Genomic DNA, 26,282 nt, shown 5'->3' with positions numbered 1-26,282 from the left:
TGGCATTTTAGGGGTTCGACAGATGGGGTAAAGTCATTACCTATCCGAATTAAAGATGGGTTGAGCCATGAGTGTGCAATGGAACCTGGACCAGATGCGCCTGTTTGTCAGCGTCGCCGAGCAGCGTTCGTTTTCGGCCGTGGCGCGTGGTCAGCGCAAGGCGCAGTCGGCGGTGAGCAACGCGATTGCCTTGCTGGAAGCGGACTTGGGGCTGACCCTGTTTGAGCGCAGCAGCGGGCGCCAGCCCACGTTGACCGAGGCCGGTAGCGTGTTGCTGGAGGAGGCACGCGAAGTGTTGCGCCAATGTGAGCGGCTCAATGGTCGGGCACTCTCGCTGACGCGTGGCGAGGAAGCCTTGCTGCGCCTGGCCCAGGACGAAGCCATGCTGTTCCAGCCGGTGCTCGACAGCCTTGAGGCGTTGGCCGGGCAGTACCCGCATTTGGAAGTGCAACTGTCCAGCGCTGCCCAGGGTGACGTGGCGCGCAAATTGGTGGAGCGCAAGGCTGACCTGGGCCTGTTGTTCTATCACGACCAGATCCCCGAGGCCCTTGAGCGGCGGGTGGTGGGCAGTGTGGAAATGGTCACGGTCTGTGGCGTGAATCACCCACTGGCGAAAGAGACCTACGTGGATTGCCAACGCCTGGCGCAATTTCGCCAGTTGCTGATGTCGACCCAGACCAGCGTCTACCCCGGCAGTGAGGCCGCGAGCCCTCTGGTGTGGCGCGCCGACAGCTTCTACGTACTGGCCGAATGGTTGATGAGCGGCCTGGGCTGGGCCTGGCTGCCCCGACATATCGTGCAGTACCCGACTTACCAGCAACAGATGGTCGAGCTGGATAGCGAATGGACGCCGCCGGCCCTGGTGGTGGAGCTGGTGTGGCGCCGCGATGAGCACCTGGGCCCCGCTGCGCGCTTCCTGGCCAAACGTTTTGCTGAGTGCTTGCAGGCGATTGACTGAAAAAGCCGATAAACTCCGCCGCCATGAATAGAACTCTCTACAGCTGTCTGTTTTACCTGGCGCTGCCGTTGGTGGCTTTACGTCTGTGGCTGCGTGCGCGTAAGGCGCCGGCCTACGCCAAGCGCGTCGGCGAGCGGTTTTCCTACGGCTTGCCGGTGATGCAGCCGGGCGGGATCTGGGTGCACGCGGTGTCGGTGGGCGAGAGCATCGCCGCTGCGCCGATGGTGCGCGAGTTGCTGCAGCGCCATCCCACGTTGCCGATCACGGTCACGTGCATGACGCCGACCGGCTCCGAGCGTATCCAGGCGATGTTTGCCCATGAACCGCGCATCCAGCACTGCTACCTGCCCTATGACGTGCCGTGTGCAGCCAAGCGTTTCCTTGATCGTGTGCAGCCGAAACTGGCGGTAATCGTGGAAACCGAACTGTGGCCCAACCACATTCACGCCTGTGCCCAGCGCGGAATTCCGGTGGCGCTGGCCAATGCGCGGTTGTCGGCGCGCTCGGCCAAGGGCTATGGCCGTTTTGCCAAGCTGACCGCGCCGATGCTGGCCGAGATGAGTTTGCTGGCGGTGCAGACGCACACCGAAGCCCAGCGTTTCCTGAGCCTTGGCGCCCGCCCGGAAACGGTCGAGGTGACCGGTTCGATCAAGTTTGACCTGACCGTTGATCCGCAGTTGCCGGTGCGTGCCGCCGCGTTGCGCGAACAGTGGGGCGCCAGCGAGCGCCCGGTGTGGATCGCCGCCAGCACCCACGAAGGTGAAGACGAGGTGGTGCTGGCAGCCCATCGCCAGTTGCTCGATAGCTACCCGAACGCGCTGCTGATTCTGGTGCCGCGTCATCAGGAACGTTTCGGCCCGATGTTCGAACTGTGCCAGCAGCAAGGGTTTGCCACGGTGCGCCGCTCCAGTGGCGAGCCGGTCACGCCGCAGACTTCGGTGTTGCTCGGCGACACCATGGGCGAGTTGCTGTTTTTGTATGCGCTGGCCGACAGCGCCTTTGTCGGCGGCAGCCTGGTGCCCACCGGCGGCCACAACCCGTTGGAACCTGCAGCGCTGGCGCTGCCGGTGATCATGGGGCCGCAGGTGTTCAACTTCCTCGAAATCACCGCGATGATGCGCGAGGCCGGGGCGTTGCGTGAGGTGGATGACGCGCAAGGTTTGGCCGAGGCGGTGCGCCAGTTGTTCGAGCTGCCGCAGGATGCGCGCAAGATGGGGCAGGCGGGGCTTGCGGTGATGCAGGCCAACCAGGGCGCGTTAAAGCGCTTGCTGGACGGCCTCGATCGTTTGATCAACCGATAACGCTGTGGGAGCTGGCTTGCCTGCGATTGCATCACCTCGGTACTTCAGTTGCACCGAGGTGTCTGCATCGCAGGCAAGCCAGCTCCCACACTGGTTTTGTGGTGGGCTTAATTACCCGGGCGGGCCTTGAGCTGCTCGGCCGCGGCTTTGGCCAGGTCGGGCGGCAGGAAGTCCTTGTCCGGGTTGTAGTCAGCCTTGAGGTAGCGCGTCAGGTCCTGCAGATCCCCCGGGTTCAAGGTGCCCGCGGCCTGCTTCAGGCGCAGGTTGTTGAGGATGTAGTCGTAGCGGCTGTTGTTGTAGTTGCGCACCGACGAGTAGAGCTGGCGCTGTGAGTCCAGTACGTCGACGATGTTGCGCGTACCCACCTGGTAACCGATCTCCGTGGCTTCCACCGCGCTCTGGTTCGAGATGATCGACTGGCGGCGTGCCTGTACCTGTTCCACGTCGGTGTTCACTGCTCGGTGCAGGTTGCGCGTGTTTTCCACCACCTGGCGGCGCAGGCCTTCACGTTGCTGTTCGGTCTGGTCCAGGCGCGAATAGGATTCACGCACTTGCGAGCTGGTCAGGCCGCCGCTGTAGATCGGGATGTTCAAGCGCAGGCCGATAGTGCGCTGGGACACATCGCCCCCGTAGGGCACCGGCAACTGGTTCGGGTTGCTGAAGCCCAACGCATCGTTGTCACCTTTTTCATATTGCGCCACGGCGTCGAGGGTCGGAGCGTGACCGGCCTTGCGCTGCTTGAGGGTTTCTTCGGCGGCGGTCACCGCGTAGTTACTGGCGAGCAGGTTCAGGTTCTGGCGGCCGGCCGTTTCAACCCAGGCCTTGGCGTCGTTCGGTGCTGGTGGCAGCACCGGCAGCGTGTGAACAATGCCCTGGATCGAGTTGTACTGGCGATTGGTCAGGGTGATCAGCGCCTCGAAGGCGTCATCCACCTGGCGCTGGGCGACGATGCGGTTGGCGCGCGCCGTGTCGTAGCTGGCTTGGGATTGCAGCACGTCGGTCTTGTCCGACAGGCCGACATCGAAGCGTTCGTTGGACTGATCGAGCTGGCGCTTGAAGGCGTTTTCTTCGGCCTTGGTCGAAGCCAGGTTGTCCTGGGCGCGCAGTACGGCGAAGTAGTTTTCCGCGCTTTGCAGGATCAGGTTCTGCTCAGTGGCCGAAAGTTGCAGCGAGGCTTGCTCGTTGACGGCTTCGGCAGCCTGCAGCTGGAACCAGCGATCGGCACGAAACAGCGGCTGGCTGAGGGTGGCCCGCCAGGAGTGCGCATCACGGTTGACGGTGGCGGCGGGCTGGTCGATCTGGGTGCGCACGTTGTTGCTGTCGGCGCCGGCCGACAGGTTCGGCAGCAACCCGGCGCGGGCCTGGGGCACCACTTCTTTCTGCGCACCGTATTGGGCGCGGGCAGCGGCCAGGTCGGCGTTGTTGTTTACCGCCTCCTGGTAGACGCTGACCAAGTCGGTCTTGGCGGACAAGGGCGCTTCTGCTGCCCAGACCATTCCGTTGGTCGCACAAGACACGGCGAGAGCCAGTGAGAGTTTGCGCAGCATGAGGCGATCCCTAGAGTGAATATTACGGCGATAATTTAGCGCCCAAGGCTAAGGCTGGCCATTCCTGCCGTCAAGCCTTGGGGCAGCTCCCGAGTGTAGTGGCCGGATCACGGCACAACAATCCTGCAATCACGCCATTCATCACGCTGAATGCACCGCCATTGGCAATTTGCCCTCGGCATGGTCTAGACTGGCCGCGTTCTTGTCGGGGTGCCTTGTTGGAAGGCTGAGATCGGTAAATACCGGATCCCGTTGAACCTGATCAGGTTAGCGCCTGCGTAGGGAACAAGATTTCTCGTCACCCGGCGAGTCCTCTTGTGCTTCGTCCGGGATGCTGTTCATTTATAGAGCAGCCCTCGTGCGCCAAGCACAGCACTGGTTTCAGTGCGTCCATCCGTCCCAGGTTCGCTCCGACAAAAATCCACCGCCTGGATAGTTGGAGAGCCTGTGATGACGACAAAACTAAAAAATACCGTGCACCTGAGTGAATCGGCCAAGGTCGACTCCGGCTCCGTGCAGCCGTTTACCCGCTCGCAAAAAATCTACGTACAAGGCACCCGCCCGGACATTCGCGTGCCGATGCGCGAAATCAGCCTGGACGTGACCCCCACCGATTTCGGCGGTGAAATCAACGCCCCTGTCACTGTGTACGACACCTCCGGCCCCTACACCGACCCCAATGTGATCATCGATGTGCGTAAAGGCCTGGCCGATGTGCGCTCGCCGTGGATCGAAGTGCGCAACGACACCGAGCGCCTGCCAGGTCTCACTTCGCACTTCGGCCAACAGCGCCTGAGCGACGCCGAGCTGACCGCCCTGCGCTTCGCCCACGTGAAAAACCCGCGCCGCGCCAAGGCCGGTGCCAACGTCACGCAGATGCACTACGCGCGCAAAGGCATCATCACCGCCGAGATGGAATACGTCGCCATCCGCGAAAACATGAAGCTCGAAGAAGCCCGCGCCACCGGCCTGCTCGACCAGCAGCACGCCGGCCACAGCTTCGGCGCCAGTGTGCCGAAGATCATCACCCCTGAATTCGTGCGCGAAGAAATCGCCCGTGGTCGCGCAATCATTCCGGCCAACATCAACCACACCGAACTGGAACCGATGATCATCGGCCGTAACTTCCTGGTGAAGATCAACGGCAACATCGGCAACAGCGCCCTGGGTTCGTCCATCGAAGAAGAAGTGGCGAAACTGACCTGGGGCATCCGCTGGGGCTCGGACACCGTGATGGACTTGTCCACCGGCAAGCACATCCATGAAACCCGCGAGTGGATCATCCGCAACTCGCCGGTGCCGATCGGCACGGTGCCGATCTACCAGGCCCTGGAAAAAGTCGGCGGTGCCGCCGAAGATCTGACCTGGGAGCTATTCCGCGACACCCTGATCGAACAGGCCGAGCAGGGCGTCGACTACTTCACCATCCACGCCGGTGTGCTGCTGCGCTATGTGCCGCTGACCGCCAAGCGTGTCACTGGCATCGTGTCCCGTGGCGGCTCGATCATGGCCAAATGGTGCCTGGCGCACCACAAAGAGAACTTCACGTACACGCATTTCGACGAAATCTGCGAAATCATGAAGGCCTACGACGTCAGCTTCTCCCTTGGCGATGGCCTGCGCCCGGGCTCGATTGCCGACGCCAACGACGCCGCGCAATTCGGCGAGCTGGAAACCCTCGGCGAGCTGACCAAGACCGCCTGGAAGCACGACGTGCAAACCATGATCGAAGGCCCTGGCCACGTGCCGATGCAGTTGATCAAGGAGAACATGGACAAGCAGCTGGAATGCTGTGACGAGGCGCCGTTCTACACCCTAGGCCCGCTGACCACCGACATTGCGCCGGGCTACGACCACATCACCTCGGGGATTGGCGCGGCGATGATCGGCTGGTTCGGTTGCGCCATGCTGTGCTACGTCACGCCCAAGGAGCACCTGGGCTTGCCGAACAAGGATGACGTGAAGACCGGGATCATCACCTACAAGATCGCTGCACACGCGGCGGACTTGGCCAAGGGGCACCCGGGCGCGCAGATCCGCGACAACGCCTTGAGCAAGGCGCGCTTCGAATTCCGTTGGGAAGACCAGTTCAACCTCGGCCTGGACCCGGACACCGCGCGTTCGTACCACGACGAAACCCTGCCGAAGGATTCGGCCAAGGTCGCACACTTCTGCTCGATGTGCGGGCCGAAGTTCTGCTCGATGAAAATCACCCAGGAAGTGCGTGAGTACGCGGCCAACCAGCGCATTGAGGCGGTGGACGTGGACGTGGCCAAGGGCTTGGCCGAGCAGGCGGAGCGGTTCAAGCAGGAAGGCAGCCAGCTCTACAAGAAGGTCTGATCCGGGAGCGCGGGCGCCTGTAAGGGCCTCTTCTCGAGCAAGCCCGCTCCCACATTTGAATGTGTTCACAACTCAAAATGTGGGAGCGGGCTTGCCCGCGAAAGCAATCTTTCAAACAACAAATGTCCCTCTGAGATAGCCCCCTTGAGCATTCAACCCAGCACTTACTCTCCTGATATTGCAGTGCCGAGTGACAAACGCGTCTTCGGCGCCCGCGACCTGTTCTCCCTGTGGTTCTCCCTCGGCATCGGCCTGATGGTCTTGCAAACCGGCGCGCTGCTGGCGCCGGGCCTGGGTTTGTCCGGTTCTTTGCTGGCAATCTTCCTGGGCACCCTGGTGGGCGTGCTGTTGCTGGCCGCCGTCGGCGTGATCGGCAGCGACACTGGCCTGTCCGCCATGGCCGCGCTCAAACTCAGCCTCGGTGCCAAAGGCGCCAGCCTGCCGGCGCTGTTGAACCTGTTGCAACTGGTTGGCTGGGGTTCGTTCGAGATCATCGTGATGCGCGACGCCGCCAGCCTGCTGGGCGCCCGTGCCTTCAGCGACGGCAGCCTGTTGGCCAGTCCGTTGTTGTGGACGCTGTTTTTCGGCGGCTTGGCGACCTTGCTCGCCGTGAGCGGCCCGTTGACGTTCGTACGTCAGATCCTGCGCAAGTGGGGTATCTGGCTGCTGCTCGCCGCCTGCCTGTGGCTGACCTGGAACCTGTTCGCCAAGGCCGACCTTGTCGCGCTTTGGGCCAAATCCGGTGACGGCTCAATGCCGTTTGCCGTGGGGTTTGATATCGCGATCGCCATGCCGCTGTCGTGGCTGCCGTTGATCGCCGATTACTCGCGCTTCGGCAAACGCGCAAAAAGCGTGTTCGGCGGCACTGCGCTGGGATTCTTTATCGGTAACTTCTGGCTGATGAGCCTGGGCGTGGCCTACACACTGGCGTTTGCGCCAAGCGGTGAAGTGAATGCGCTGTTGCTGGCGCTGGCCGGTGCGGGCCTAGGGATTCCGCTGTTGCTGATCCTGTTGGACGAGTCGGAAAACGCCTTTGCCGACATTCACTCGGCAGCAGTCTCCAGCGGCATTTTGTTGCGCTTGAAAGTCGAGCACCTGGCCTTGGCCATCGGTGTGATCTGCACCCTGATCGCCTGCTTTGCGCCGTTGGCGCAGTACCAGAACTTCCTGTTGTTGATTGGCTCGGTGTTTGCGCCGCTGTTCGGCGTGGTGCTGGTGGATCACTTCATCCTGCGCCGTCGTGGCGAGGGCGTGGTTGCCAGCCTGCGTTGGCCGTCGCTGCTGGCCTGGTTGGGTGGCATTGCGACTTACCACCTGCTGGCCAATCTGTATCCGGATGTCGGTGCGACCCTGCCGGCACTGGTGCTGGCAGGGCTGTTGCAATTGGTGCTGGGCCGCGCCGTCAGTGGCGTGCGGGCATCAGCTCAGGCTTGAGTACACCGGTGAGGCGCGCGTAGGGGATGGTCATTTCGATCAGCCCCAACGCGTACGGGCCAATGGTAGCCACGTTGTACTTGAGCACCACGCCGTTGCTGGTCAGCGCCACGTTCGGGGTTTTCTGGAACGGCCAGTTCTTCACGAACTCCGGGTCACGGTCCATCTGCGAGTTGATCAGCCAGCTGTTGTGGGCGACTTTGGCCGTATTCCAGAACGCCTGCTCCTGGCCCGGCAGCAACATGTCGGTCAGGCTCAGCTCTTTGTGCAGGATGCGTGAATAGTTGATGAAGCCACGGCCGGGCTCGCCGTGGGCGGCGCCAGTGTCCAGGTAGCTGGAGACTTCGATGATCACCAGTCCGTCATGCTGCTCACGTACCTTGGCTTGCAGGTACATGCTGTTGCGGTCGGCGGACTCGCGCAGGAACTTGTCCCGGTAGGCATTCAAGGTGGGCGGCACGCTGGCGCCCGGCGTGGTGCGGGTCATCTGCAGCAGGCGCTGTTCCACCAGGGCGTCCAGTTGCGGCTCGGTGGGGAAGTGCACGGTATCAATGTTCACCAGCGGGCAATCCGGGCTGTCGCAGCCGGGCTTGATCTGTTCCGAGGCGTCCGGCGTGGTGTCCAGCGGCTTGAGGTAGCTGGGTTGGAACAGGCTCTGGCAGGCGCCCAGGGTCAGCGCGATACAGGCCACAGAGGCGATTTTCAAAAGCGACATGGAAGTCCTTCGTCTAGCGATAAGAGCGAAATTTGTGGAGCTTCGACTACCGACAAAGCAGTCAGTTCGCCACTAAGCTGATTAGTGGGGGCGTTCTCAATTAGTTTCCCCGTCGCGTTGTCGCCTTAAAGCGGGCCAGGCAAGGCGCAGGCCGCAGGGAATGGTGTTCCCTTTTCAAGGCCTGCAACGCAGCATGGCCCGCTTTAAGGCACAACCCGAAGGGCCGGGCCTGTTGCTGCGCAGGGCTGCGTTGCTCGAAGCTTATCTGGAAAACCAAACTACGCTTCTCGCGCCTTGCCCTGCACAGCAGCAGGCCCGGCGCGACGGGGAAACTAATTGAGAATGCCCCCAGAGTTTGACGCCCGCCGTCTATCCCGGCAACTGGAAAGGGGCTGCACCAAGGGGCGGGAGCGCGTTAGGATGGCGCCCATTGCACCGGCACTACGAGGAAGGATATGACGGACATTGCGAAATCGACGCCGAGCAAGATCGAGATTGTTCAGCGTGACAATGCCTACCAGGGCTTCTACAAGCTTGATCGCGTGCAGCTGCGTCACGAGAAGTTCGACGGCGGCATGAGCCGGGTGATCAACCGTGAGGTCTTTGTGCGTCATGACGCCGTGTGCGTATTGCCTTACGACCCGCAGCGCGATGAAGTGGTGTTGATCGAGCAGTTTCGCGTAGGCGCCATGGGCCGTACCGACAACCCCTGGCTGGTGGAAATGGTCGCCGGCCTGATCGATAAGGATGAAGAGCCGGAGGAGGTTGCACACCGCGAAGCCGAGGAGGAAGCTGGGCTGACGTTCTCCGCGTTGTGGCCGATCACCAAGTATTTCCCTTCGCCCGGCGGCAGTACCGAGTTTGTCCACCTGTACCTCGGCCGTTGCGACAGCAAAGGCGCAGGTGGCGTCCATGGATTGGAAGAAGAGGCTGAAGATATCCGCGTCACCACTTGGGCGTTCGAGGATGCCCTGCAAGCGGTGCGCGACGGCAGAATTTCCAACGCAGCCAGCATCATCGCCCTGCAATGGCTTGCGCTTAATCGCGCGGAAGTGAGGGGGTTATGGCAGTAAAGGCACGGGAACGTTATCGAGTTGACCTGGTGGGGCTGCAAGCGGCCTGCGAGGCCAACTATGCGCGATTGATGCGCCTGCTTCCCGACATGCGCCACACGCCTGAGGCGCGGCGCATTGCCGTGACCCACGGCGACCAGATGCTCGGCGTGCTGACCCTGGAGGTCATGCTCACCTGCCCGTACACCACCACCCTGCGGGTGCGCCAGGAGCACAGCCTACCCTGGCTGCCGGTGCCGCAGTTGGAAGTGCAGGTGTACCACGACGCGCGGATGGCCGAAGTGATCAGCGCCGAACATGCGCGACGCTTTCGCAGCATCTATCCTTACCCCAACGTGTTCATGCACCAGCCCGATGAGAAAGCACAGCTCAATGTGTTCCTCGGCGAGTGGTTGAGTCACTGCCTGGCCCTGGGCCACGAGTTCGAAGTCGTGCGGTAGATGTGAACTGTGTCTGCTTCCTTGGGTTTCCCCTTTGTGTCCTGCCCAGCATAATCACGCCAACTGTCCATTCCTGTGATTGCCTAGGGAGAGCGCCTTGCCGAGCGTATCCACCGTGAGCCCCGACGCTTCGGCGTTGCTGGTGCAACTGTCCGACAGCCACCTGTTTGCCGAGGCCGACGGCACGCTGCTGGGCATGAACACCCGCGAAAGCCTGCAGCGGGTGATCGACTTGGTGCGCGCGCAGCAGCCGCAGATCGACCTGATACTGGCCACGGGCGACCTTTCCCAGGACGGCACGCTGGCGTCGTACCAGCAGTTTCGCGAGATGACTCGGGCCGTCGACGCTCCGGCGCGCTGGATTCCGGGCAACCACGACGAGCCGCAGATCATGGCGCACGCCGCCATACACAGCGATTTGCTGGAGCCGGTGGTCGACATCGGCAACTGGCGCGTCACCCTGCTGGACTCCGCCGTGCCGGGTTCGGTGCCGGGTTATCTGCAGGACCAACAATTGCAATTGCTCGCCCAGGCCTTGAGCGAGGCGCCGAACAGGCACCATCTGGTGTGCTTCCATCACCATCCGGTGCCGATCGGCAGCGCGTGGATGGAGCCTATCGGTCTGCGCAACCCTGACGCGCTGTTTGCCGTGCTTGATCGCTTCCCGCAGGTCAAGGCGGTGCTCTGGGGCCATGTGCACCAGGAAATCGACCGCCAGCGCAATGGCGTGCGGTTGCTGGCTTCGCCGTCCACCTGTATCCAGTTCGCGCCGGGCAGCGAGGACTTCAACGTCAGCGAGCAGGCGCCGGGTTACCGCTGGCTGCGCCTGCACCCCGACGGACGGTTGGAGACAGGCATTGAACGGGTCCAGGGCTTCGCCTTCACCGTGGATTACGGCAGCAACGGTTATTAAACGCTGAAAACACTGATCAAAATGTGGGAGCTGGCTTGCCTGCGATAGCGGTGTGTCAGTCACACATTTATTGGCAGGTAGACCGCCATCGCAGGCAAGCCAGCTCCCACATGGGATCTTCGGTGTCTTGAATATTGAGGGCCTCACACACCACCCCGATCCCTGTAAACTGCGCCTCTTTGGCTGATGCACGGAGAGCCCGGCATGTCTGCTTCGATCCTCTATATCCACGGTTTCAACAGTGCGCCGGCGTCCAACAAGGCCACTCAGTTGACTACCGTGATGGGCGCACTCGGCCTGGCCGACCAACTGCGTGTGCCGGCTTTGCATCACCATCCCCGTCAGGCGATTCCCCAGTTGGAAGCGGCGATTGCCGAACTGGGGCGGCCACTGCTGGTCGGCAGCTCACTCGGCGGCTACTATGCAACCCATCTTGCCGAACGCCATGGCCTCAAGGCGCTGCTGGTCAACCCGGCCGTGAGCCCGCATCGCATGTTCGACGGTTACCTGGGCACCCAGAAGAACCTCTACACCGATGAAACCTGGGAACTGACCCACGACCACGTCACGGCCCTGGCCGAGCTGGAAGTGCCGGCGCCCCAGGATGCCGCGCGTTATCAGGTGTGGTTGCAGACCGGGGATGAAACCCTGGATTATCGCCTTGCCCAACAGTATTACCGGGCCTGTGCCTTGCGCATCCAGGCGGGTGGCGATCATGGTTACCAGGGGTTTGCCCGGCAGTTACCGGCAATGCTGAGTTTTGCCGGCATTGGCCCTGATCACTATCAATCCTTCGATTTCGCAGCTCTTTGAAAATCGCAGGTCATTTTTTAATCGAACGACTCACGACGAGACCCTATGGCCACTCCCAGCGCTAGCTCCTATAACGCCGACGCCATCGAAGTCCTCTCGGGCCTCGACCCGGTGCGCAAACGCCCCGGCATGTACACCGACACCAGTCGGCCGAACCACCTTGCCCAGGAAGTCATCGACAACAGTGTCGACGAAGCCCTGGCGGGTCACGCCAAGTCGGTGCATGTCATTCTTCACGCTGACCATTCCCTGGAAGTGTCCGACGATGGTCGCGGCATGCCGGTGGACATCCACCCGGAAGAGGGTGTGCCTGGCGTCGAACTGATCCTCACCAAGCTCCACGCAGGTGGCAAGTTCTCCAACAAGAACTACCAGTTCTCCGGTGGCTTGCACGGTGTGGGGATTTCGGTGGTCAACGCCCTGTCCACACTGGTGCGGGTGCGGGTCAAGCGCGACGGCAACGAATACGAGATGACCTTCGCCGATGGCTACAAAGCCACCGACCTGGCCGTGATCGGCACCGTTGGCAAGCGCAACACCGGCACCAGCGTGTACTTCGCGCCGGACCCGAAATACTTCGATTCGCCAAAATTCTCCATCAGCCGCCTCAAGCACGTGCTCAAGGCCAAGGCTGTGTTGTGCCCGGGCCTGCTGGTGACCTTTGAAGACAAAGGCACCGGTGAAAAGGTCGAGTGGCACTACGAAGACGGCCTGCGCTCTTACCTCGAAGACTCTGTCAGTGAGTTCGAGCGCCTGCCCAACGAGCCGTTCTGCGGCAGCCTGGCCGGTAATAAAGAAGCGGTCGACTGGGCGCTGCTGTGGTTGCCCGAGGGCGGCGACAGCGTGCAGGAAAGCTACGTCAACCTGATCCCGACGGCCCAGGGCGGTACTCACGTCAACGGTTTGCGCCAGGGCCTGCTGGATGCCATGCGCGAATTCTGCGAATACCGCAGCCTGCTGCCACGGGGCGTGAAGCTGGCGCCGGAAGACGTGTGGGAGCGTATCGCGTTCGTGCTGTCGATGAAGATGCAGGAGCCGCAATTCTCCGGCCAGACCAAAGAGCGCCTGTCGTCCCGTGAGGCGGCGGCGTTTGTCTCCGGTGTGGTCAAAGACGCCTTCAGCCTGTGGCTCAACGAGCACCCTGAGCTGGGCCTGGCTCTGGCCGAGCTGGCGATCAACAACGCCGGCCGCCGCCTGAAAGCCAGCAAGAAGGTCGAGCGCAAGCGCATCACCCAGGGCCCGGCACTGCCCGGCAAGCTGGCCGATTGCGCCGGGCAAGACCCGATGCGTTCCGAACTGTTCCTGGTGGAGGGTGACTCCGCCGGTGGTTCCGCCAAGCAAGCGCGGGACAAGGAGTTCCAGGCGATCCTGCCGTTGCGCGGCAAGATCCTCAACACCTGGGAAGTCGATGGCAGTGAAGTCCTGGCCAGCCAGGAAGTGCACAACATCGCTGTGGCCATCGGTGTTGACCCGGGCGCAGCGGACATGAGCCAGCTGCGCTACGGCAAGATCTGCATCCTCGCCGACGCCGACTCCGACGGCCTGCACATCGCCACGCTGCTGTGCGCACTGTTCGTGCAGCACTTCCGTCCGTTGGTGGATGCTGGCCACGTCTATGTCGCCATGCCACCGCTGTACCGCATCGACCTGGGCAAGGAGATTTTCTACGCCCTGGACGAAGCCGAACGCGATGGCATCCTCGACCGCCTGGTGGCCGAGAAGAAACGCGGCAAGCCGCAGGTCACGCGATTCAAAGGCCTGGGTGAAATGAACCCGCCGCAACTGCGCGAAACCACCATGGACCCGAACACCCGGCGCCTGGTGCAGTTGACGTTGGGCGAAGACTTTGCCGAAACCTCGGAAATGATGGATATGCTGCTGGCGAAGAAACGCGCGCCGGACCGCAAGTCCTGGCTGGAATCCAAGGGCAATCTGGCCGAGGTTCTGGGCTGATGCGCACAGGTTTCGCCCTGGCGATCCTGATGTTGAGCGGGTTGGCGGCCACCCAGGTGGCTGCCGCGCCCGTTGCAGAACTGAAGCTGGTGTCCGAGCACCCGGTCGACGGCATGCGCGGCGGCAACCTCTCTGGCTTGGCCCTGTGTGGCAAGGACCTGTGGACGGTTTCCGATCGTGATGATGACCAGATCTACCGCCTGGATATCAGCGCGCCGACCTGGCAGGCCGAAACCGTAAAGATCGACGTGCCACCGGTGCCCGAGTCCGGGTTGCCCTGGGGCCTGCGTTCGCGCACGAAGGCCGCTTCGTTCATTCGTGGCGGCGACCTGGATTTCGAAGGCATCACCTGCGATGCGGCGGGCAACCGCTACATTGTCAGCGAAGCCCATGCGGCGGTGCTGCAAGTGCCGGTCAGCGGTGAGTCGCAGTGGTTGAAGATCGCCCCGAGCATGGTGCGTGAAGCACGGGCCAGTGGCATGTTGCTGCACTTCAATGCGTTGTTTGAAGGCCTGGCGATCAATCCTGAAGGCAATCAACTCTGGTTGGCGGCCGAACGTGAGCGGCGCGGCCTGATCTCGATCAAGCGTGCGCAAAGCGTATGGGACTGCGATGGGCCCTGCGTGTTGCTGAGCGAGGCTGGCCAGGACGTACAGCCGTCGCAGTTCACCAACGCCAAGGCGGTGTCCAAGGACTTTGCCGACTTGGCGCTGTTCAACGGCAAGCTGTTTACCCTGGAGCGCAATGCGTTCCAGATTTGCCGGCGCGATGCGGTCACCGCCAAGGTTGAGCGGTGCTGGTCGTTTGCTGACGAAACCCTGACGCCCGAGCGTCGCTACGCCCAGCCGTATGGCTTGGCCGAAGCGTTGGTGGTGGATGCTGACGGTGCCTGGCTGGGCATCGACAATAACTTCGGCCCGCGCGCCGATGGTGAAAAACGCCCGGTGGTCTATCGTTTTGCCGCCCCGGCCGGTGGCTGGAGTGCCCAGCCATGAACGTGAATTTTCTTGAATTGACCCGACGTCGCGACATTTTCGCTGCGTCTTACCAAATGATGAGGCCCGCATGAGTGACATCCTCGCAGACAGCTTAGATGGCGTAGAACGCCGGTCGCTGGCTGACTTCACCGAAAATGCCTACCTCAACTACTCCATGTACGTGATCATGGACCGTGCCTTGCCGCATATCGGCGACGGCCTGAAGCCCGTGCAACGGCGCATCATCTACGCCATGAGTGAGTTGGGCCTGGATGCCGATTCCAAGCACAAGAAGTCGGCGCGTACCGTCGGTGACGTGCTCGGTAAGTTCCACCCCCACGGCGACTCCGCCTGCTACGAAGCCATGGTGCTGATGGCCCAGCCGTTCAGCTACCGGTACACGCTGGTGGACGGCCAGGGCAACTGGGGTGCGCCGGATGATCCCAAGTCTTTCGCCGCCATGCGGTACACCGAAGCGCGACTTTCGCGTTATTCGGAAGTGCTGCTGAGCGAATTGGGGCAGGGCACCGCTGACTGGGGCCCTAACTTCGACGGTACCCTCGACGAACCCCTGGTGTTGCCAGCACGTTTGCCGAATATCCTGCTCAATGGCACCACCGGTATCGCCGTGGGCATGGCCACCGACGTGCCACCGCACAACCTGCGGGAAGTCGCCACGGCCTGCGTGCGCTTGCTCGATGAGCCCAAGGCCACGGTGGAACAGCTCTGCGAGCACATCCAGGGCCCGGACTACCCGACTGAAGCGGAAATCATCACGCCGCGCGCCGACTTGCTGAAAATGTACGAAACCGGCAAGGGCTCGGTGCGCATGCGCGCCGTGTACCACGTCGAAGACGGCGACATCATCGTCACCGCGCTGCCGCACCAGGTGTCCGGCGCCAAGGTACTGGAACAGATCGCCGCGCTGATGCAGGCCAAGCCGTCGAAGTTGCCGCAGGTTGCCGACTTGCGCGACGAATCCGACCACGAGAACCCGTGCCGCATCGTGATCATCCCGACCAACAGCCGGGTCGACCACGAAGTGCTGATGCAGCACCTGTTTGCCAGCACCGACCTTGAGTCCAGCTATCGGGTCAACGTCAACATCATTGGCCTGGACGGCAAGCCGCAGCTCAAGAACCTGCGCAACCTGCTGGTGGAGTGGCTGGAGTTCCGCGTACAGACCGTGCGTCGCCGCCTGCAATTTCGCCTCGACAAGGTTGAGCGCCGCCTGCACCTGTTGGACGGCTTGCTGATTGCCTATCTCAACCTGGACAGAGTGATCCACATCATCCGCACGGCCGAACACCCGAAGGCCGAGCTGATCGCCGAGTTCCAGCTGAGCGAGATCCAGGCCGACTACATCCTCGACACCCGCTTGCGCCAGTTGGCACGACTGGAAGAAATGAAGCTGCGCGACGAGCAGGATGCCCTGCTCAAGGAGCAAGCCAAGCTGCAGGCCCTGCTGGGCAGCGAAGCCAAGCTCAAGAAGCTGGTGCGCAGCGAATTGATCAAAGACGCCGAAACCTACGGTGATGACCGTCGCTCGCCGATCGTTCAGCGCGCTGAAGCGAAAGCTCTGACAGAAACCGAGCTGCTGCCAAACGAGAAAATTACCGTCGTTCTGTCGGAAAAGGGTTGGGTTCGTTCAGCCAAAGGGCATGATATTGACGCCACTGGCTTGTCGTACAAGGCTGGCGATGGGTTCAAGACCGCCGCAGCCGGGCGTTCCAACCAGTTTGCGGTGTTTATCGACTCGACCGGGCGCAGCTATTCGGTGCCGGCCCATACGTTGCCATCCGCACGGGGGCAGGGCGAGCCGCTTACCGGGCGCCTCACGCCGCCACCGGGGGCAAACTTCGAGTGTGTGCTGCTGCCCGACGATGACGCGCTGTATGTGATCGCTTCCGACGCCGGGTATGGCTTTGTCGTGAAAGGCGAAGACCTGCAGGCCAAGAACAAGGCGGGCAAGGCACTGTTGAGCCTGCCGAACAACGCCAAGGTGATCCTGCCGCGTCCGGTGGATGACCGTGATAGCAATTGGCTGGCGTCGGTGACCACCGAAGGCCGCTTGCTGGTCTTCAAGATCAGCGACCTGCCGCAACTGGGCAAAGGTAAAGGCAACAAGATCATTGGTATCCCGGGCGAGCGCGTGGCCAGTCGCGAAGAGTACGTGACCGACATCGCGGTGATCCCGGAAGGCGCTACCCTGGTGCTTCAAGCCGGCAAGCGTACGCTGTCGCTGCGCCCCGACGACCTTGAGCATTACAAGGGCGAGCGCGGCCGGCGTGGTAACAAACTGCCGCGTGGCTTCCAGCGTGTGGATGCTTTGTTGGTAGAAACGCCGGTTTAATGCCGATTAGAGCCCCCGATCTACGATTTAACGCGTAGATCGGCGCTTTGGCGCTGGAGTCATGGCGCATATTCACGGATGATATGGCCTTTCCAACGCCGGCGTGGCCGAGCGTGTTTAGGTTATTTTTAGTATTACATTGTGGTTCGCCTTGTGGCAGCCACCTGGATGGGATGATGACTGCTCCACGCCTTCCTCTAATTTTGATGCTCGCTGGCCTTCTGGGGCTGGCGGGTTGCAGCACACACCAGCCTGTGTCGCTGTACCAGCTGGACAGCGGAAGTCCGGCTCAGCCAGCTCAAACCGCTGGTATGGCCGTATTGCTGGGCCCGGTAGTCGTTGCGGACTACCTGCAACGCGAAACCCTGCTGCAACGTCAGAACGATGGCAGCCTCCAAGGTTCCACTGACGGTCGTTGGGCGGGCAGTTTGTCCTCCGACATCAACCAGCTGATGCTGCGCCAGGTGGCGGGTCAGTTGGACAGCCAGCGTGTGGTGCTGGCGCCTGCACCCACCGGGTTCACCCCGGATGTGCAGGTGTTGCTGACCATCACGCGGCTCGATTCGGGCGCTTCGCAACCGGCGATCCTGGATGCACAGTGGCGTTTGATCGACCGTCGCGGGCAAGTGCGGGACAACCGTATCGTGCACCTGCAGGAAGAACACACCGGTACCACCGCGTCCCAGGTCCAGGCCCAGGGCGTGTTGTTGCAGCACTTGGCACAGCAGTTGTCGGTGGCCCTCAAGCCGCTGGCCAACCAGCCGCCGATTGCCGAGGCACCGCGCAAGCAGGCACCGGCCCCGGCCAAGCCTGCTGAGCCGCAGAAACCGAAGATGCCGATGGCCACGCCAATCCGTACGGATATGGAAGTGTTCAGGTTCTAAGCGCAATGCAGATACAAAAAAAGGCCCGCTGATTCAGCGGGCCTTTTTGTTTGTACGAGATTTGAGTGACACCGAAGATCAACTGTGGGAGCGGGCTTGCCCGCGAAAGCGGTGGTTCAGTCACCGATGTATCCGGCTGACATTCCGCATTCGCGAGCAAGCCCGCTCCCACAGGGGGTATGTGGCGATCATCAAGGTTTTGTACGGGTCTCGTGCATCCGCGCCAGTTGTCGCTCAAGCATCGACGGGTATGGCTCCATCAACCGCTCCACGCAGCTTGCGCCCTCAGGGCTGGCAATCGGGCGGATGCGTGCACGCTGGCGGATCAGCGTGTCTTCACTGATCTTGCGTTCAACCAGCAGCAGGTTGCGGCTGTGCTGGGACAAGGCCAGTGCATCCTGGGCGATTTCGGTGAGCAGCAGGTCGATCTGGCTGATGCCGAACAGGTCGTCGCCCACCGTCAGGCCCAGTTGCAGTTGCAAGGTAATGCCGCTGTCGGCCACTTCGATTTGCAGGGCATGGCCCAGGGCACGCAGCAACTCGCCGCAGCAGATGGCGTTGGTCAGGTAGTCTTCGCCGCTGTCTTCACTATGGAACAGCATCAGCGTACTGCCATCGTTCAGAGTATGCAGCTCGCTCTGGTACAGCGAGGCCGCCTGGTCCAGGCAGTCGCGGTAGCGCTCCAGCAGCTCGGTCAGGCGGGCGCGGGGCAGGCGGCGCAGTTGGTCCTGGGCACCCAGTTGCACCGCCAGTACGGCGCTGTGCTGAGGCTCGGCGTTCTTCACTGGCACGGGCTTGGGCGCTGCAACTGGGGCCGATGAGTTGTCGCGCAAGTCGGCGAACGGGTCTTCGTCGTCCAGTTCGTCTTCTTCAGCCCTGATCACCTGGCGGGTCGCTGGCTTGAGGCCAGCCACCGGCGTGCTTTCATCAAAACCCGGGTCGCGCAGGTTGCGCACTTCAAACTCAGGTTCATCGTCGTAGTCGACGTCATCGAATTCAGGCTCTGGTTCCGGCTCGCGCACGGCCGGTTCCGGGGCGAAACTGGCGTGCAACTGGCGGGCGAGGTCGCCGATTTCATCCTGGCGGTCGGTGGCCGGGGTGTGTTCGTCGATATCGCGCAGCCAGATGCGCAGTTGCATCAGAGGCGTGGAGATGTGCCGGCCCAGGCGCAGGCTCAAGGCCAGGGCCAATGCCAGCAGGATCGCGCTCAAAATGCCCATGCTTTGCAGGCTGATGGTCATCGGCTGCTGGAACTGTTGCATGTCGAGGCTGATGCGCAGTTGGCCGGCCTTCACGTCCTGGAACGTGATATTGCTGGAGTACAGGCCTTCGGCTTCGCCCAACAGGCCGTTTTTCGGGCGCTGCCCGGCTTCGGCCATGATCCGGTTGTCCACGCTGTAGATGGCGGCATGGGCCACCAGCGGGTTCTTGGTCAGGTTGTTGAGCAGCACGTTGAGGCTGAGGATGTCGTTGGACACCAGCAGCTCAGTCGCCGAGGTGGCGGTCTGGGTGGTCAGGCTCTCGCCCAGGGCGTCGGCTTGCTCGTGCATGGCCTGCTTGAACTGCAACCCCATCACGCAGGCGTAGATCACCAGGGCCAGGGCGACCAGGATCACGTTATGGCTGGCGATGCGTAATGCGATCGGTACACGGCGGTGGCGCAGTGCCCGGAAGATCAGCAGGAAGAAGTTATCGGTTTTTACTGGCGTGGGCCGGTTCACTTGCGCTCGGCTCTTGGTCCGTGAAGTTGACGCGCAGTATAGCGACAGCCCTAGAACCGGCAAAGCGCTGGCTGTGCCCGATGGTCACTGAAAGTGGGTAGAATGCGGTTTTTTTCCAGCCTGGGGGTGCGCTTTGCGCGAAATTGTCCTGATTAACATCACCGGTGAAGACCGTCCGGGTCTTACTGCGGCTATTACCGGCGTTCTGGCCCAGGGTGGTGTGAACATTCTCGACATCGGCCAGGCAGTGATCCACGACACCCTGTCGTTCGGCATCCTGGTGGAGATCCCGAGCACTGAACAGGCGTCCTCGGTCCTCAAGGACATCCTGTTTACGGCGTACAAGCTGGATCAGCAGGTGCGTTTCACCCCGGTGTCCGAAGAGGACTACCAGCATTGGGTGGCGGGCCAGGGCAAGAAGCGCCACATCGTGACCCTGCTGACCCGCAAGGTAACCGCCGAACAATTGCAGCGTGTCAGCGCTATCACCGCGCAATACGGCCTGAATATCGACCATATCGACCGTCTGTCGGGCCGCATGCCTTTGGACACGCCGGCCGACAAAGGCAAGGGTTGCATCGAGTTCTCCGTGCGCGGCGAACCGGCTGACCCGCAAGCGCTGCGCGCCGAGTTCCTCAGCGTGGCCCAGGCGCTGAATGTCGACATCGCCTTCCAGGAGGATTCGCTGTTCCGTCGCAACCGCCGCCTGGCCGTGTTCGACATGGACTCCACGCTGATTGAAGCCGAAGTCATCGACGAACTGGCCAAGGCGGCCGGTGTGGGGGAGCAGGTCTCTGAAATCACCGAGCGCGCCATGGCGGGTGAGCTGGACTTCCGTGCAAGCTTCAAGGAGCGTCTGGCGCTGCTCAAGGGCCTGGACGTCAGCGTGCTGGATTCCATCGGCGCCTCCCTGCGCCTGACCGAAGGCGCCGAGACCCTGTTCGCCGAACTCAAGCGCCTGGGCTACAAGACCGCGATCCTGTCCGGTGGCTTCACCTACTTCGCCAAGCAATTGCAGGCCAAGCTGGGCATCGACTACGTGTTCGCCAACGAGCTGGAAGTGGTGGATGGCAAGGTGACGGGCGTGGCGGTCGAGCCGATTGTGGACGCGCAGCGCAAAGCGGATCTGCTGAAGGAATTGGCCCACAAGGAAGGCTTGCGTCTGGAGCAGACCATTGCGGTCGGCGACGGTGCGAACGATTTGCCGATGCTGGCGATTGCCGGGCTGGGTGTGGCGTTCCGCGCCAAGCCGTTGGTGAAGCAGTCGGCCAAGCAGGCGATTTCGACGTTGGGGTTGGATGGCGTGCTGTATCTGCTGGGCTTTCGCGACCGCGACGGACAGCTGTAACTGAAGAAATACGGTCAAAAAAATGTGGGAGCGGGCTTGCTCGCGAAGGCGGTGGTTCAGTCACAGATATATGAACTGATACACCGCCTTCGCGAGCAAGCCCGCTCCCACACAAGCCCGTCCCACAGTGGGTTTTACGTCAGGCTTTAGGTGCAGCGATACCTTGGCCCATCTGCACTGGCGTGCCCGCCGCCAACGCTTCAGCCCACTTCACCTGATCTGGCCCGAACAGCACGATCGCGGTCGAACCCAGCTTGAAGCGACCCAGCTCCGCACCTTTTTCCAGATGAATCGGCGCGCGCGCGGCTTCGTCGTAACGGAAGGTTTTCAGCTCGCGTTTCGGCGGCGTCACCAGGCCAGCCCATACGGTTTCAATCGACGCCACGATCATCGCACCCACCAGTACCACGGCCATTGGGCCGCGTTCGGTGTCGAAGATGCAGGCAACGCGTTCGTTACGGGCAAACAGCTCAGGCACGTTTTCGGCGGTGGTCTGGTTCACCGAGAAGATGCGCCCCGGAATGTAGATCATCTCGCGCAGGGTGCCGGCCAGCGGCATGTGCACGCGGTGGTAGTCCTTCGGCGACAGGTACACGGTTGCGAAGTCGCCGCCCATGAACGGTGCAGCAACGGCTGCGTCGCCGCCCAGCAACTCCAGCACGCTGAAGCTGTGGCCCTTGGCCTGGAACACGCGACCGTGTTCGATCGGGCCCAATTGGCTGACGGCACCGTCGGCCGGGCTCAGTACCGCGCCAGGGGTTTGATCCAGCGGGCGGGCGCCGTCTTTCAAGGCGCGGGTGAAGAAGGCGTTGAAATGCTCGTAGGCGGTGACGTCTTCCACCAGGGCCTGGGACATGTCCACCTGATAGCGCTTGGCGAACCAACTGGTGAAGGCATTCTTGAACCAGCGCACGCGGCACTCGGCGATGCAGCCGGCCAGGCGCGACAGCAAGTGGTGTGGCAGCAAGTACTGGCTGAGGATAAACAACTGCTTTTTCATAACTGTCCTTAAACCTTAAATCTCGACGGGGGTGTCGGGGTGGTTGCCCCATTCGCCCCAGGAACCGGCATAACCTTTGACTCGCGGATAACCGAGCGCCTTGGCCACCAGGTAGGTGAAGCCAGAGCGGTGGTGAGTCTGGCAATGGGTGATGATTTCTTTGTCGCGGGTCAGCCCGAGGTCTTCGAGGATCTGCGGCATGTCACGGCGGATGCGCAGGTTGCGCGCCTTGTCCATGCCGGCGGTCCATTCGAAGTTCACGGCGCCAGGGATGTGGCCACCCTTGGCGGCGAGCACTTTTTCGCCGGAGTATTCCAGTGGGCCGCGCGCATCCCAGATGCCCAGGTCGGCAGCGCCGAGACGGCTTTGCAGGTATTCGCGGGTGGCCGTGGGGCCATCGTGCAACGTGAGGCTGACCGGGCCGCCGACAGGCGCGGGCACGTCGGTGGTTACCGGGTGCTGACCTTCGAGCCACGCCAGCAGGCCGCCGTCCAGGTAGTGGTATTTCTGGTGGCCGATCACGTCGAGCATCCAGATGAAGCGCCCGGCCCAGCCGCCGCCTTCGTCGTCATAGACCACGTAGGTCGCGTCCGGGGTGTGGCCCAGCTCGCCGAACAGTTTTTCCAGGTCGGCCTTGTGGGGCAGCAAGCCCGGGGCGGGTGGCTGGCCCAGTTGGGTGCGCTTGGGGTCAACGAAATGCGCGCCGGGGATATGCCCTTCGGCGTAGCGGGCGGCACTGGTGAGGTCCACCAGAATCAGGTGTTCGGCATCAAGGCGACCTTGCAGGTCGCTGGATTCGATCACCAGCGGCAAGCCAGAGAAGTCAGGCATGTGAGGTCTCCTGGGCACAAATGTTGGCGATAAAAGAGGGCGATTGTAGCGCAAGCATCAGGCGCTGCGGTTGGTAAAGCTGTGCAGGGCTTTCTCGATGCATTGGGCGGTTTTGCCGAAGGCCTGCACGGTGGTTTCCGAGAACGGCCCGCCACCCTGGTCGGCCACCATCAGCATTACCACGCGGCCATTGCAGCTCAGGGAGCGCAGCAGCAAATGCTCGCCGGTGAACAGGCGACGCAGGATCGGCGGCAACAGTGCCGAAAATTGCGCATGGTTCTCGGGGTTGAGGCGTACCTGGGCGGATTTCTCCAGCAAGCGTTGCAGCAGCGTGCTGTTGACCACGTCCAGGCTCAGGTTCGCGGCGTCCTTCGGCAAGCCGTCAGCCTGGTGCACCCGCAGCGTACTCAGAGCGCGATCGGCCATGAACAGCAAGACCCGTTGCATGCCGCTGGCCACCAGGGCCTCTTTGGCGCAGGTGGTCAGGTGCATGGCGTTGGCAAAGCGGCTTGGCTCCACCAGCAATTCGGTGCAGCGCTTACGCCACACCGCCAGGGATTCGGCCGTGGGTGGCGGCGCCGGCAGCAAGCCGCGATGGATCTTCTGCACATGCCACGGCCAGATCAGCGACAGCGCCGGGTGCCACAGGTCGGGCATCAGGGTCGCACGAGCGCTGGTCACCGCTTGCTGGTGAACCTGTTGCTGCACATCACCCAGAGGCGCTTGCAGGTAAAGCGCCGTGAGGTATTGCCAGCGCTCGGTGTGTGGACAGGTCCAGGACTCCTGAGCCGCCATCGCCAGGCCGTTGGCCAGCAGTACTGTATTGGCGGGCTGATTCAGCCAGCGACGCAAATTGGGTTCGGCATCGAGCAGCTGCTGGTGGCGCAGCGGGTCATCTTCACGGGCGATGTGCAGGGCCTTGACCAGCAGGCGCTGCTCGGTCAGCAAGAGCGTGTAGCCCTGGGAGACCCAGATCGGCAGGTGCCAGGTTTCGGTCAGGCCGATGCACAGGTCCAGCAGGCGCACACCGAACAATTCCTGCTCGACCTGGCGCGCGGACTGCCCCTTGTGGATCACCCGCAGTTCCCATTCTTCCAGGAGCTTGGGGTACGCCACGGCCATTGGCCACAACGGCGACAGGAACAACAGGCTGCCCCAGTGGATGTCCTGCCACAGCCTTGCCAGGCGGCTGGCGAACAGGCCGTTGGCTTGCTGCGAGGCATGCTGGCTCACCAGCAGCAGTTGGCGCAGCGCCACGGGAATCTCGTTGGCCGGCACCGAAGGCAACCGCGCCAGCAGCTCTTCGGCGCGCTTGAGGCCAAGACGGTTGAGCGCCACTTCGAGGTTTTCGGCCGGCTCCGCCAGGCTGCCATGGGTGTGGCTGTTGGCTTCACGCATCACGCTGAGCACCAGCGCGGGGCTGTTCTGCATCAGCTCGGCAATGTCTCGCAACGAACTGCGGCTGTCGCGGATGGCCTTGCACACGCGCTCGTGGCTGGCCTGCGGGACGGGCAGCAGCACATCGTCCAGGCGCTTGATCCAAGCGGCGAGGGTGGTGGGTCTTGAACTTGGGACTGTCGTTTCATTAGCCATGATTGGGGCGCGATCATCACTTGCATTCAACACGCCCGGAACGGGCCGAATTGGCTTTTCGCCTTAACGGGCTATAGTCTGGCGCAGTTTTGCCGATAAGTAGAACAAGAGTTTTCGGCTACACCCAATATGTCCATGAACCCGACGGCGCAAGTACAGATCCCCTATGGCTAAAATTATCGGCATCATCGTCGTCATCGCAAGCGTGCTCGGTGGGTATGTCCTGTCCCACGGTAAAATTGCTGCACTGATCCAGCCTTTCGAAGTGCTGATTATCGGTGGTGCCGCGTTTGGTGCATTCCTGCAGGCCAACCCTGGCTACATGACCATGCACGTGATCAAGAAGTCGCTGGGCATGTTCAGCTCGCGCTTCTCCCACACCTTCTACCTGGATGTGCTGGGGCTGATCTACGAGATCCTCAACAAGAGCCGCCGCGAAGGCATGATGGCCATCGAAGCTGACATCGAAGATGCCGCGGCCAGCCCGATTTTCGCCAAGTACCCGGCCGTGCTCAAAGATGAGCGCATGACTGCCTACATCTGTGACTACCTGCGCATCATGTCCTCCGGCAACATGGCCCCCCATGAGCTGGAAGGCCTGTTCGACATGGAACTGTTCAGCCTCAAGGAAGAGCTGGAACATCCTTCTCACGCCGTGACCGGCATCGCCGACGGCATGCCCGGTTTCGGTATCGTCGCGGCGGTACTGGGTATCGTGGTCACCATGGCCTCCCTGGGCGAAGGCGACCAGAAGGCCATCGGCATGCACGTGGGTGCGGCACTCGTGGGTACCTTCTTCGGTATTCTGGCGGCCTACGGTTTCTTCGGCCCGCTGGCCACTTCCCTGGCCCACGACGCCAAGGAAGAAGTGAACCTCTACGAAGCGATCAAGGCGTGCCTGGTGGCTTCGGCCTCTGGCATGCCGCCATCGCTGGCGGTGGAGTTCGGGCGCAAGGTGCTGTACCCGAAACACCGCCCAAGTTTTGCCGAGCTGGAACAAGCGGTTCGCGGTCGCTAAGTCATGGAAAACAACCAGCCGATAATCATCAAGCGCGTCAAGCGCTTCGCTGCGGGGCACCATGGCGGCGCCTGGAAAATCGCCTTCGCCGACTTCGCGACGGCGATGATGGCGTTCTTCCTGGTGCTGTGGTTGATGTCTACCGCCACGCCTGAACAGAAGATCGCCATCGCCGGTTACTTCAAGGACCCGATTGGTTTCTCGGAAAGTGGCACGCCCTTCGTGATCGACCTGGGCGGCTCGCCGCAGTTGGCGCCCGAGCGCACCATCAACCCCGAGGTCAAGACCGAGACGCCACAGCAGAACATCCCGATCGAGCGTGAAACCGTCGAGTCCATGGCAGAGCAGGTCGAGAAGGAACGCCTGGAGTTGCTGCTGCAGGAGCTGCAGACCAAGGTCGAGGAAAACCCGCAGCTGCTGAAGTTCAAGGACCAGATTTCCTTCGAAATCACGCCTGAAGGCTTGCGCATCCAGATCACAGACGCCGCCAACCGGCCGATGTTCGACTCCGGTAGCGCCCGCCTGAAGCCGTACTTTGAAGACATCCTGCTGGCCATGGCTGACACCATCAAGGCGGTGCCGAACAAGATCAGCATCAGCGGCCACACCGACGCCAAGCCGTATGCTGGCCAGGGCGACTTCGGCAACTGGGAACTGTCGGCCAACCGTGCCAACGCCGCTCGCCGTGCGCTGGTGGCGGGCAGTTACCCCGACCCGCAAGTGGCGCGTGTGGTGGGCTTTGCTTCCTCGCAGCTGTTTGATCATGAGGACCCGTTCAACCCGGTCAACCGCAGGATCGACATCGTGGTGCTGACCAAAAAGGCCCAGCGTGCGATTGAGGGTGACCAACCGCCTCCCGCACCCACCCCAGGCGCCGGCGCGCCGGGCGAGGTTCCAGCTGACCCGAACGCGATTCCGCCAGGGCAGGAGCCGTTGCCAGCCCATGAACTGCGTCAGAAGCTGAATCTGTTTGATGATGGTGGGGTGAAGGATCCTACGGTTCCCAAGGCAGGTTCCTAACCCGCACATACAACAAGGCCGCGATAACCGCGGCCTTGTTGTTTCTACCT

At 62.1% G+C, this 26,282-nt stretch carries 21 protein-coding genes and 1 riboswitch; of the genes, 15 read left to right on the top strand and 6 right to left on the bottom strand.

Annotated elements, in window-relative coordinates; translation table 11 throughout:
• The first annotated feature begins 67 nt into the window (after positions 1–67).
• Both ACVWVP_RS07215 and waaA read left to right on the top strand, forming a co-directional pair.
• The gene (locus ACVWVP_RS07215) at positions 68–958 is read left to right on the top strand and encodes a LysR family transcriptional regulator (protein ID WP_178918658.1); all 891 of its coding nucleotides are present in this window, start codon (positions 68–70) and stop codon (positions 956–958) included.
• A gap of 23 nt (positions 959–981) precedes the next feature.
• On the top strand, positions 982–2,259 hold the full coding sequence (gene waaA / locus ACVWVP_RS07210; RefSeq protein ID WP_178918659.1) for a lipid IV(A) 3-deoxy-D-manno-octulosonic acid transferase: 1,278 nt from the start codon (positions 982–984) through the stop codon (positions 2,257–2,259).
• Between the two features lie 107 nt (positions 2,260–2,366).
• On the opposite strand, the gene ACVWVP_RS07205 is transcribed toward waaA, so the two are convergent.
• Complete coding sequence (locus ACVWVP_RS07205; protein WP_457404981.1) at positions 2,367–3,806, bottom strand: TolC family outer membrane protein; 1,440 nt, start codon at positions 3,804–3,806, stop codon at positions 2,367–2,369.
• 196 nt (positions 3,807–4,002) lie between these two features.
• A riboswitch (TPP riboswitch) is annotated at positions 4,003–4,108 on the top strand.
• A 148-nt stretch (positions 4,109–4,256) separates the two neighbouring features.
• Here ACVWVP_RS07205 and thiC point away from each other — a divergent pair.
• Both thiC and cytX read left to right on the top strand, forming a co-directional pair.
• On the top strand, positions 4,257–6,146 hold the full coding sequence (gene thiC, locus ACVWVP_RS07200; RefSeq protein ID WP_259172678.1) for a phosphomethylpyrimidine synthase ThiC: 1,890 nt from the start codon (positions 4,257–4,259) through the stop codon (positions 6,144–6,146).
• Between the two features lie 144 nt (positions 6,147–6,290).
• Positions 6,291–7,580, top strand: a complete 1,290-nt coding sequence (cytX, locus tag ACVWVP_RS07195) for a putative hydroxymethylpyrimidine transporter CytX (RefSeq protein ID WP_457404978.1) — start codon at positions 6,291–6,293, stop codon at positions 7,578–7,580.
• Here cytX and ACVWVP_RS07190 read toward each other — a convergent pair.
• Positions 7,549–8,295, bottom strand: coding sequence for an RsiV family protein (locus ACVWVP_RS07190; protein WP_259172676.1), 747 nt, complete (start codon positions 8,293–8,295; stop codon positions 7,549–7,551). The two genes, cytX and ACVWVP_RS07190, sit on opposite strands and share 32 nt — an antisense overlap.
• Positions 8,296–8,750: 455 nt before the next feature.
• On the opposite strand from ACVWVP_RS07190, the gene ACVWVP_RS07185 reads away from it, so the two are divergent.
• From ACVWVP_RS07185 to ACVWVP_RS07150, 8 genes are all read left to right on the top strand, one after another.
• The gene (locus ACVWVP_RS07185) at positions 8,751–9,368 is read left to right on the top strand and encodes an NUDIX domain-containing protein (RefSeq protein ID WP_259172675.1); all 618 of its coding nucleotides are present in this window, start codon (positions 8,751–8,753) and stop codon (positions 9,366–9,368) included.
• Positions 9,359–9,808 carry a DUF1249 domain-containing protein gene (locus ACVWVP_RS07180; protein WP_176997154.1) on the top strand — a complete coding sequence of 150 codons (450 nt, stop codon included), beginning with the start codon at positions 9,359–9,361 and terminating at the stop codon, positions 9,806–9,808. The genes ACVWVP_RS07185 and ACVWVP_RS07180 overlap by 10 nt, the downstream gene beginning before the upstream one ends.
• Before the next feature lie 97 nt (positions 9,809–9,905).
• Positions 9,906–10,721, top strand: coding sequence for a 3',5'-cyclic-AMP phosphodiesterase (cpdA, locus tag ACVWVP_RS07175; protein WP_457404975.1), 816 nt, complete (start codon positions 9,906–9,908; stop codon positions 10,719–10,721).
• 204 nt (positions 10,722–10,925) lie between these two features.
• Positions 10,926–11,534: a YqiA/YcfP family alpha/beta fold hydrolase gene (locus tag ACVWVP_RS07170; protein WP_178918665.1), complete on the top strand. Its 609-nt coding sequence runs from the start codon at positions 10,926–10,928 to the stop codon at positions 11,532–11,534.
• A gap of 45 nt (positions 11,535–11,579) precedes the next feature.
• Positions 11,580–13,487: a DNA topoisomerase IV subunit B gene (gene parE / locus ACVWVP_RS07165; protein ID WP_178918666.1), complete on the top strand. Its 1,908-nt coding sequence runs from the start codon at positions 11,580–11,582 to the stop codon at positions 13,485–13,487.
• Positions 13,487–14,482, top strand: coding sequence for an esterase-like activity of phytase family protein (locus tag ACVWVP_RS07160; RefSeq protein ID WP_457404971.1), 996 nt, complete (start codon positions 13,487–13,489; stop codon positions 14,480–14,482). Before parE ends, ACVWVP_RS07160 begins: the two co-directional genes overlap by 1 nt.
• A gap of 70 nt (positions 14,483–14,552) precedes the next feature.
• Complete coding sequence (gene parC, locus ACVWVP_RS07155) at positions 14,553–16,817, top strand: DNA topoisomerase IV subunit A (protein WP_457404968.1); 2,265 nt, start codon at positions 14,553–14,555, stop codon at positions 16,815–16,817.
• Between the two features lie 176 nt (positions 16,818–16,993).
• Positions 16,994–17,701 (top strand): PqiC family protein, encoded by a 708-nt coding sequence (locus tag ACVWVP_RS07150; RefSeq protein WP_176997148.1) that lies wholly within the window; start codon positions 16,994–16,996, stop codon positions 17,699–17,701.
• Between the two features lie 191 nt (positions 17,702–17,892).
• On the opposite strand, the gene ACVWVP_RS07145 is transcribed toward ACVWVP_RS07150, so the two are convergent.
• Positions 17,893–19,422 carry an AhpA/YtjB family protein gene (locus ACVWVP_RS07145; protein WP_457404965.1) on the bottom strand — a complete coding sequence of 510 codons (1,530 nt, stop codon included), beginning with the start codon at positions 19,420–19,422 and terminating at the stop codon, positions 17,893–17,895.
• A gap of 133 nt (positions 19,423–19,555) precedes the next feature.
• On the opposite strand from ACVWVP_RS07145, the gene serB reads away from it, so the two are divergent.
• Positions 19,556–20,770: a phosphoserine phosphatase SerB gene (gene serB, locus ACVWVP_RS07140; RefSeq protein ID WP_178918669.1), complete on the top strand. Its 1,215-nt coding sequence runs from the start codon at positions 19,556–19,558 to the stop codon at positions 20,768–20,770.
• Between the two features lie 139 nt (positions 20,771–20,909).
• Here serB and asd read toward each other — a convergent pair whose 3' ends face one another.
• Genes asd through ACVWVP_RS07125 form a run of 3 tightly spaced genes read right to left on the bottom strand, consistent with a single transcriptional unit; the run spans position 20,910 to position 24,194 of the window.
• Positions 20,910–21,770 carry an archaetidylserine decarboxylase gene (gene asd / locus ACVWVP_RS07135; protein ID WP_178918670.1) on the bottom strand — a complete coding sequence of 287 codons (861 nt, stop codon included), beginning with the start codon at positions 21,768–21,770 and terminating at the stop codon, positions 20,910–20,912.
• A gap of 15 nt (positions 21,771–21,785) precedes the next feature.
• Positions 21,786–22,601, bottom strand: a complete 816-nt coding sequence (locus ACVWVP_RS07130) for a rhodanese-like domain-containing protein (protein ID WP_457404962.1) — start codon at positions 22,599–22,601, stop codon at positions 21,786–21,788.
• 57 nt (positions 22,602–22,658) lie between these two features.
• The gene (locus ACVWVP_RS07125; protein WP_457404960.1) at positions 22,659–24,194 is read right to left on the bottom strand and encodes an HDOD domain-containing protein; all 1,536 of its coding nucleotides are present in this window, start codon (positions 24,192–24,194) and stop codon (positions 22,659–22,661) included.
• Positions 24,195–24,360: 166 nt separating this feature from the next.
• Between ACVWVP_RS07125 and motA the strand changes: the two genes are divergently transcribed.
• Both motA and motB read left to right on the top strand, forming a co-directional pair.
• The gene (gene motA, locus ACVWVP_RS07120; protein WP_176997143.1) at positions 24,361–25,212 is read left to right on the top strand and encodes a flagellar motor stator protein MotA; all 852 of its coding nucleotides are present in this window, start codon (positions 24,361–24,363) and stop codon (positions 25,210–25,212) included.
• Positions 25,213–25,215: 3 nt separating this feature from the next.
• Positions 25,216–26,232 (top strand): flagellar motor protein MotB, encoded by a 1,017-nt coding sequence (gene motB, locus ACVWVP_RS07115; RefSeq protein ID WP_176997142.1) that lies wholly within the window; start codon positions 25,216–25,218, stop codon positions 26,230–26,232.
• Positions 26,233–26,282: the final 50 nt, after the last annotated feature.

Source organism: Pseudomonas sp. TE24901, from assembly GCF_054058375.1.
This window is presented reverse-complemented; position numbering and strand designations above follow the sequence as displayed.

Excerpts from the sequence above, each read along its gene's own strand:
- ACVWVP_RS07185 (WP_259172675.1), top strand. The coding sequence starts at position 8,751 with ATGACGGACATTGCGAAATCGACGCCGAGCAAGATCGAGATTGTTCAG.
- motB (WP_176997142.1), top strand. The coding sequence starts at position 25,216 with ATGGAAAACAACCAGCCGATAATCATCAAGCGCGTCAAGCGCTTCGCT.
- waaA (WP_178918659.1), top strand. The coding sequence starts at position 982 with ATGAATAGAACTCTCTACAGCTGTCTGTTTTACCTGGCGCTGCCGTTG.
- ACVWVP_RS07130 (WP_457404962.1), bottom strand. The coding sequence starts at position 22,601 with ATGCCTGACTTCTCTGGCTTGCCGCTGGTGATCGAATCCAGCGACCTG.
- ACVWVP_RS07180 (WP_176997154.1), top strand. The coding sequence starts at position 9,359 with ATGGCAGTAAAGGCACGGGAACGTTATCGAGTTGACCTGGTGGGGCTG.
- ACVWVP_RS07170 (WP_178918665.1), top strand. The coding sequence starts at position 10,926 with ATGTCTGCTTCGATCCTCTATATCCACGGTTTCAACAGTGCGCCGGCG.
- parC (WP_457404968.1), top strand. The coding sequence starts at position 14,553 with ATGAGTGACATCCTCGCAGACAGCTTAGATGGCGTAGAACGCCGGTCG.
- ACVWVP_RS07150 (WP_176997148.1), top strand. The coding sequence starts at position 16,994 with ATGACTGCTCCACGCCTTCCTCTAATTTTGATGCTCGCTGGCCTTCTG.
- asd (WP_178918670.1), bottom strand. The coding sequence starts at position 21,770 with ATGAAAAAGCAGTTGTTTATCCTCAGCCAGTACTTGCTGCCACACCAC.
- motA (WP_176997143.1), top strand. The coding sequence starts at position 24,361 with ATGGCTAAAATTATCGGCATCATCGTCGTCATCGCAAGCGTGCTCGGT.
- ACVWVP_RS07125 (WP_457404960.1), bottom strand. The coding sequence starts at position 24,194 with ATGGCTAATGAAACGACAGTCCCAAGTTCAAGACCCACCACCCTCGCC.
- ACVWVP_RS07215 (WP_178918658.1), top strand. The coding sequence starts at position 68 with ATGAGTGTGCAATGGAACCTGGACCAGATGCGCCTGTTTGTCAGCGTC.
- thiC (WP_259172678.1), top strand. The coding sequence starts at position 4,257 with ATGACGACAAAACTAAAAAATACCGTGCACCTGAGTGAATCGGCCAAG.
- ACVWVP_RS07205 (WP_457404981.1), bottom strand. The coding sequence starts at position 3,806 with ATGCTGCGCAAACTCTCACTGGCTCTCGCCGTGTCTTGTGCGACCAAC.
- ACVWVP_RS07160 (WP_457404971.1), top strand. The coding sequence starts at position 13,487 with ATGCGCACAGGTTTCGCCCTGGCGATCCTGATGTTGAGCGGGTTGGCG.
- ACVWVP_RS07190 (WP_259172676.1), bottom strand. The coding sequence starts at position 8,295 with ATGTCGCTTTTGAAAATCGCCTCTGTGGCCTGTATCGCGCTGACCCTG.
- parE (WP_178918666.1), top strand. The coding sequence starts at position 11,580 with ATGGCCACTCCCAGCGCTAGCTCCTATAACGCCGACGCCATCGAAGTC.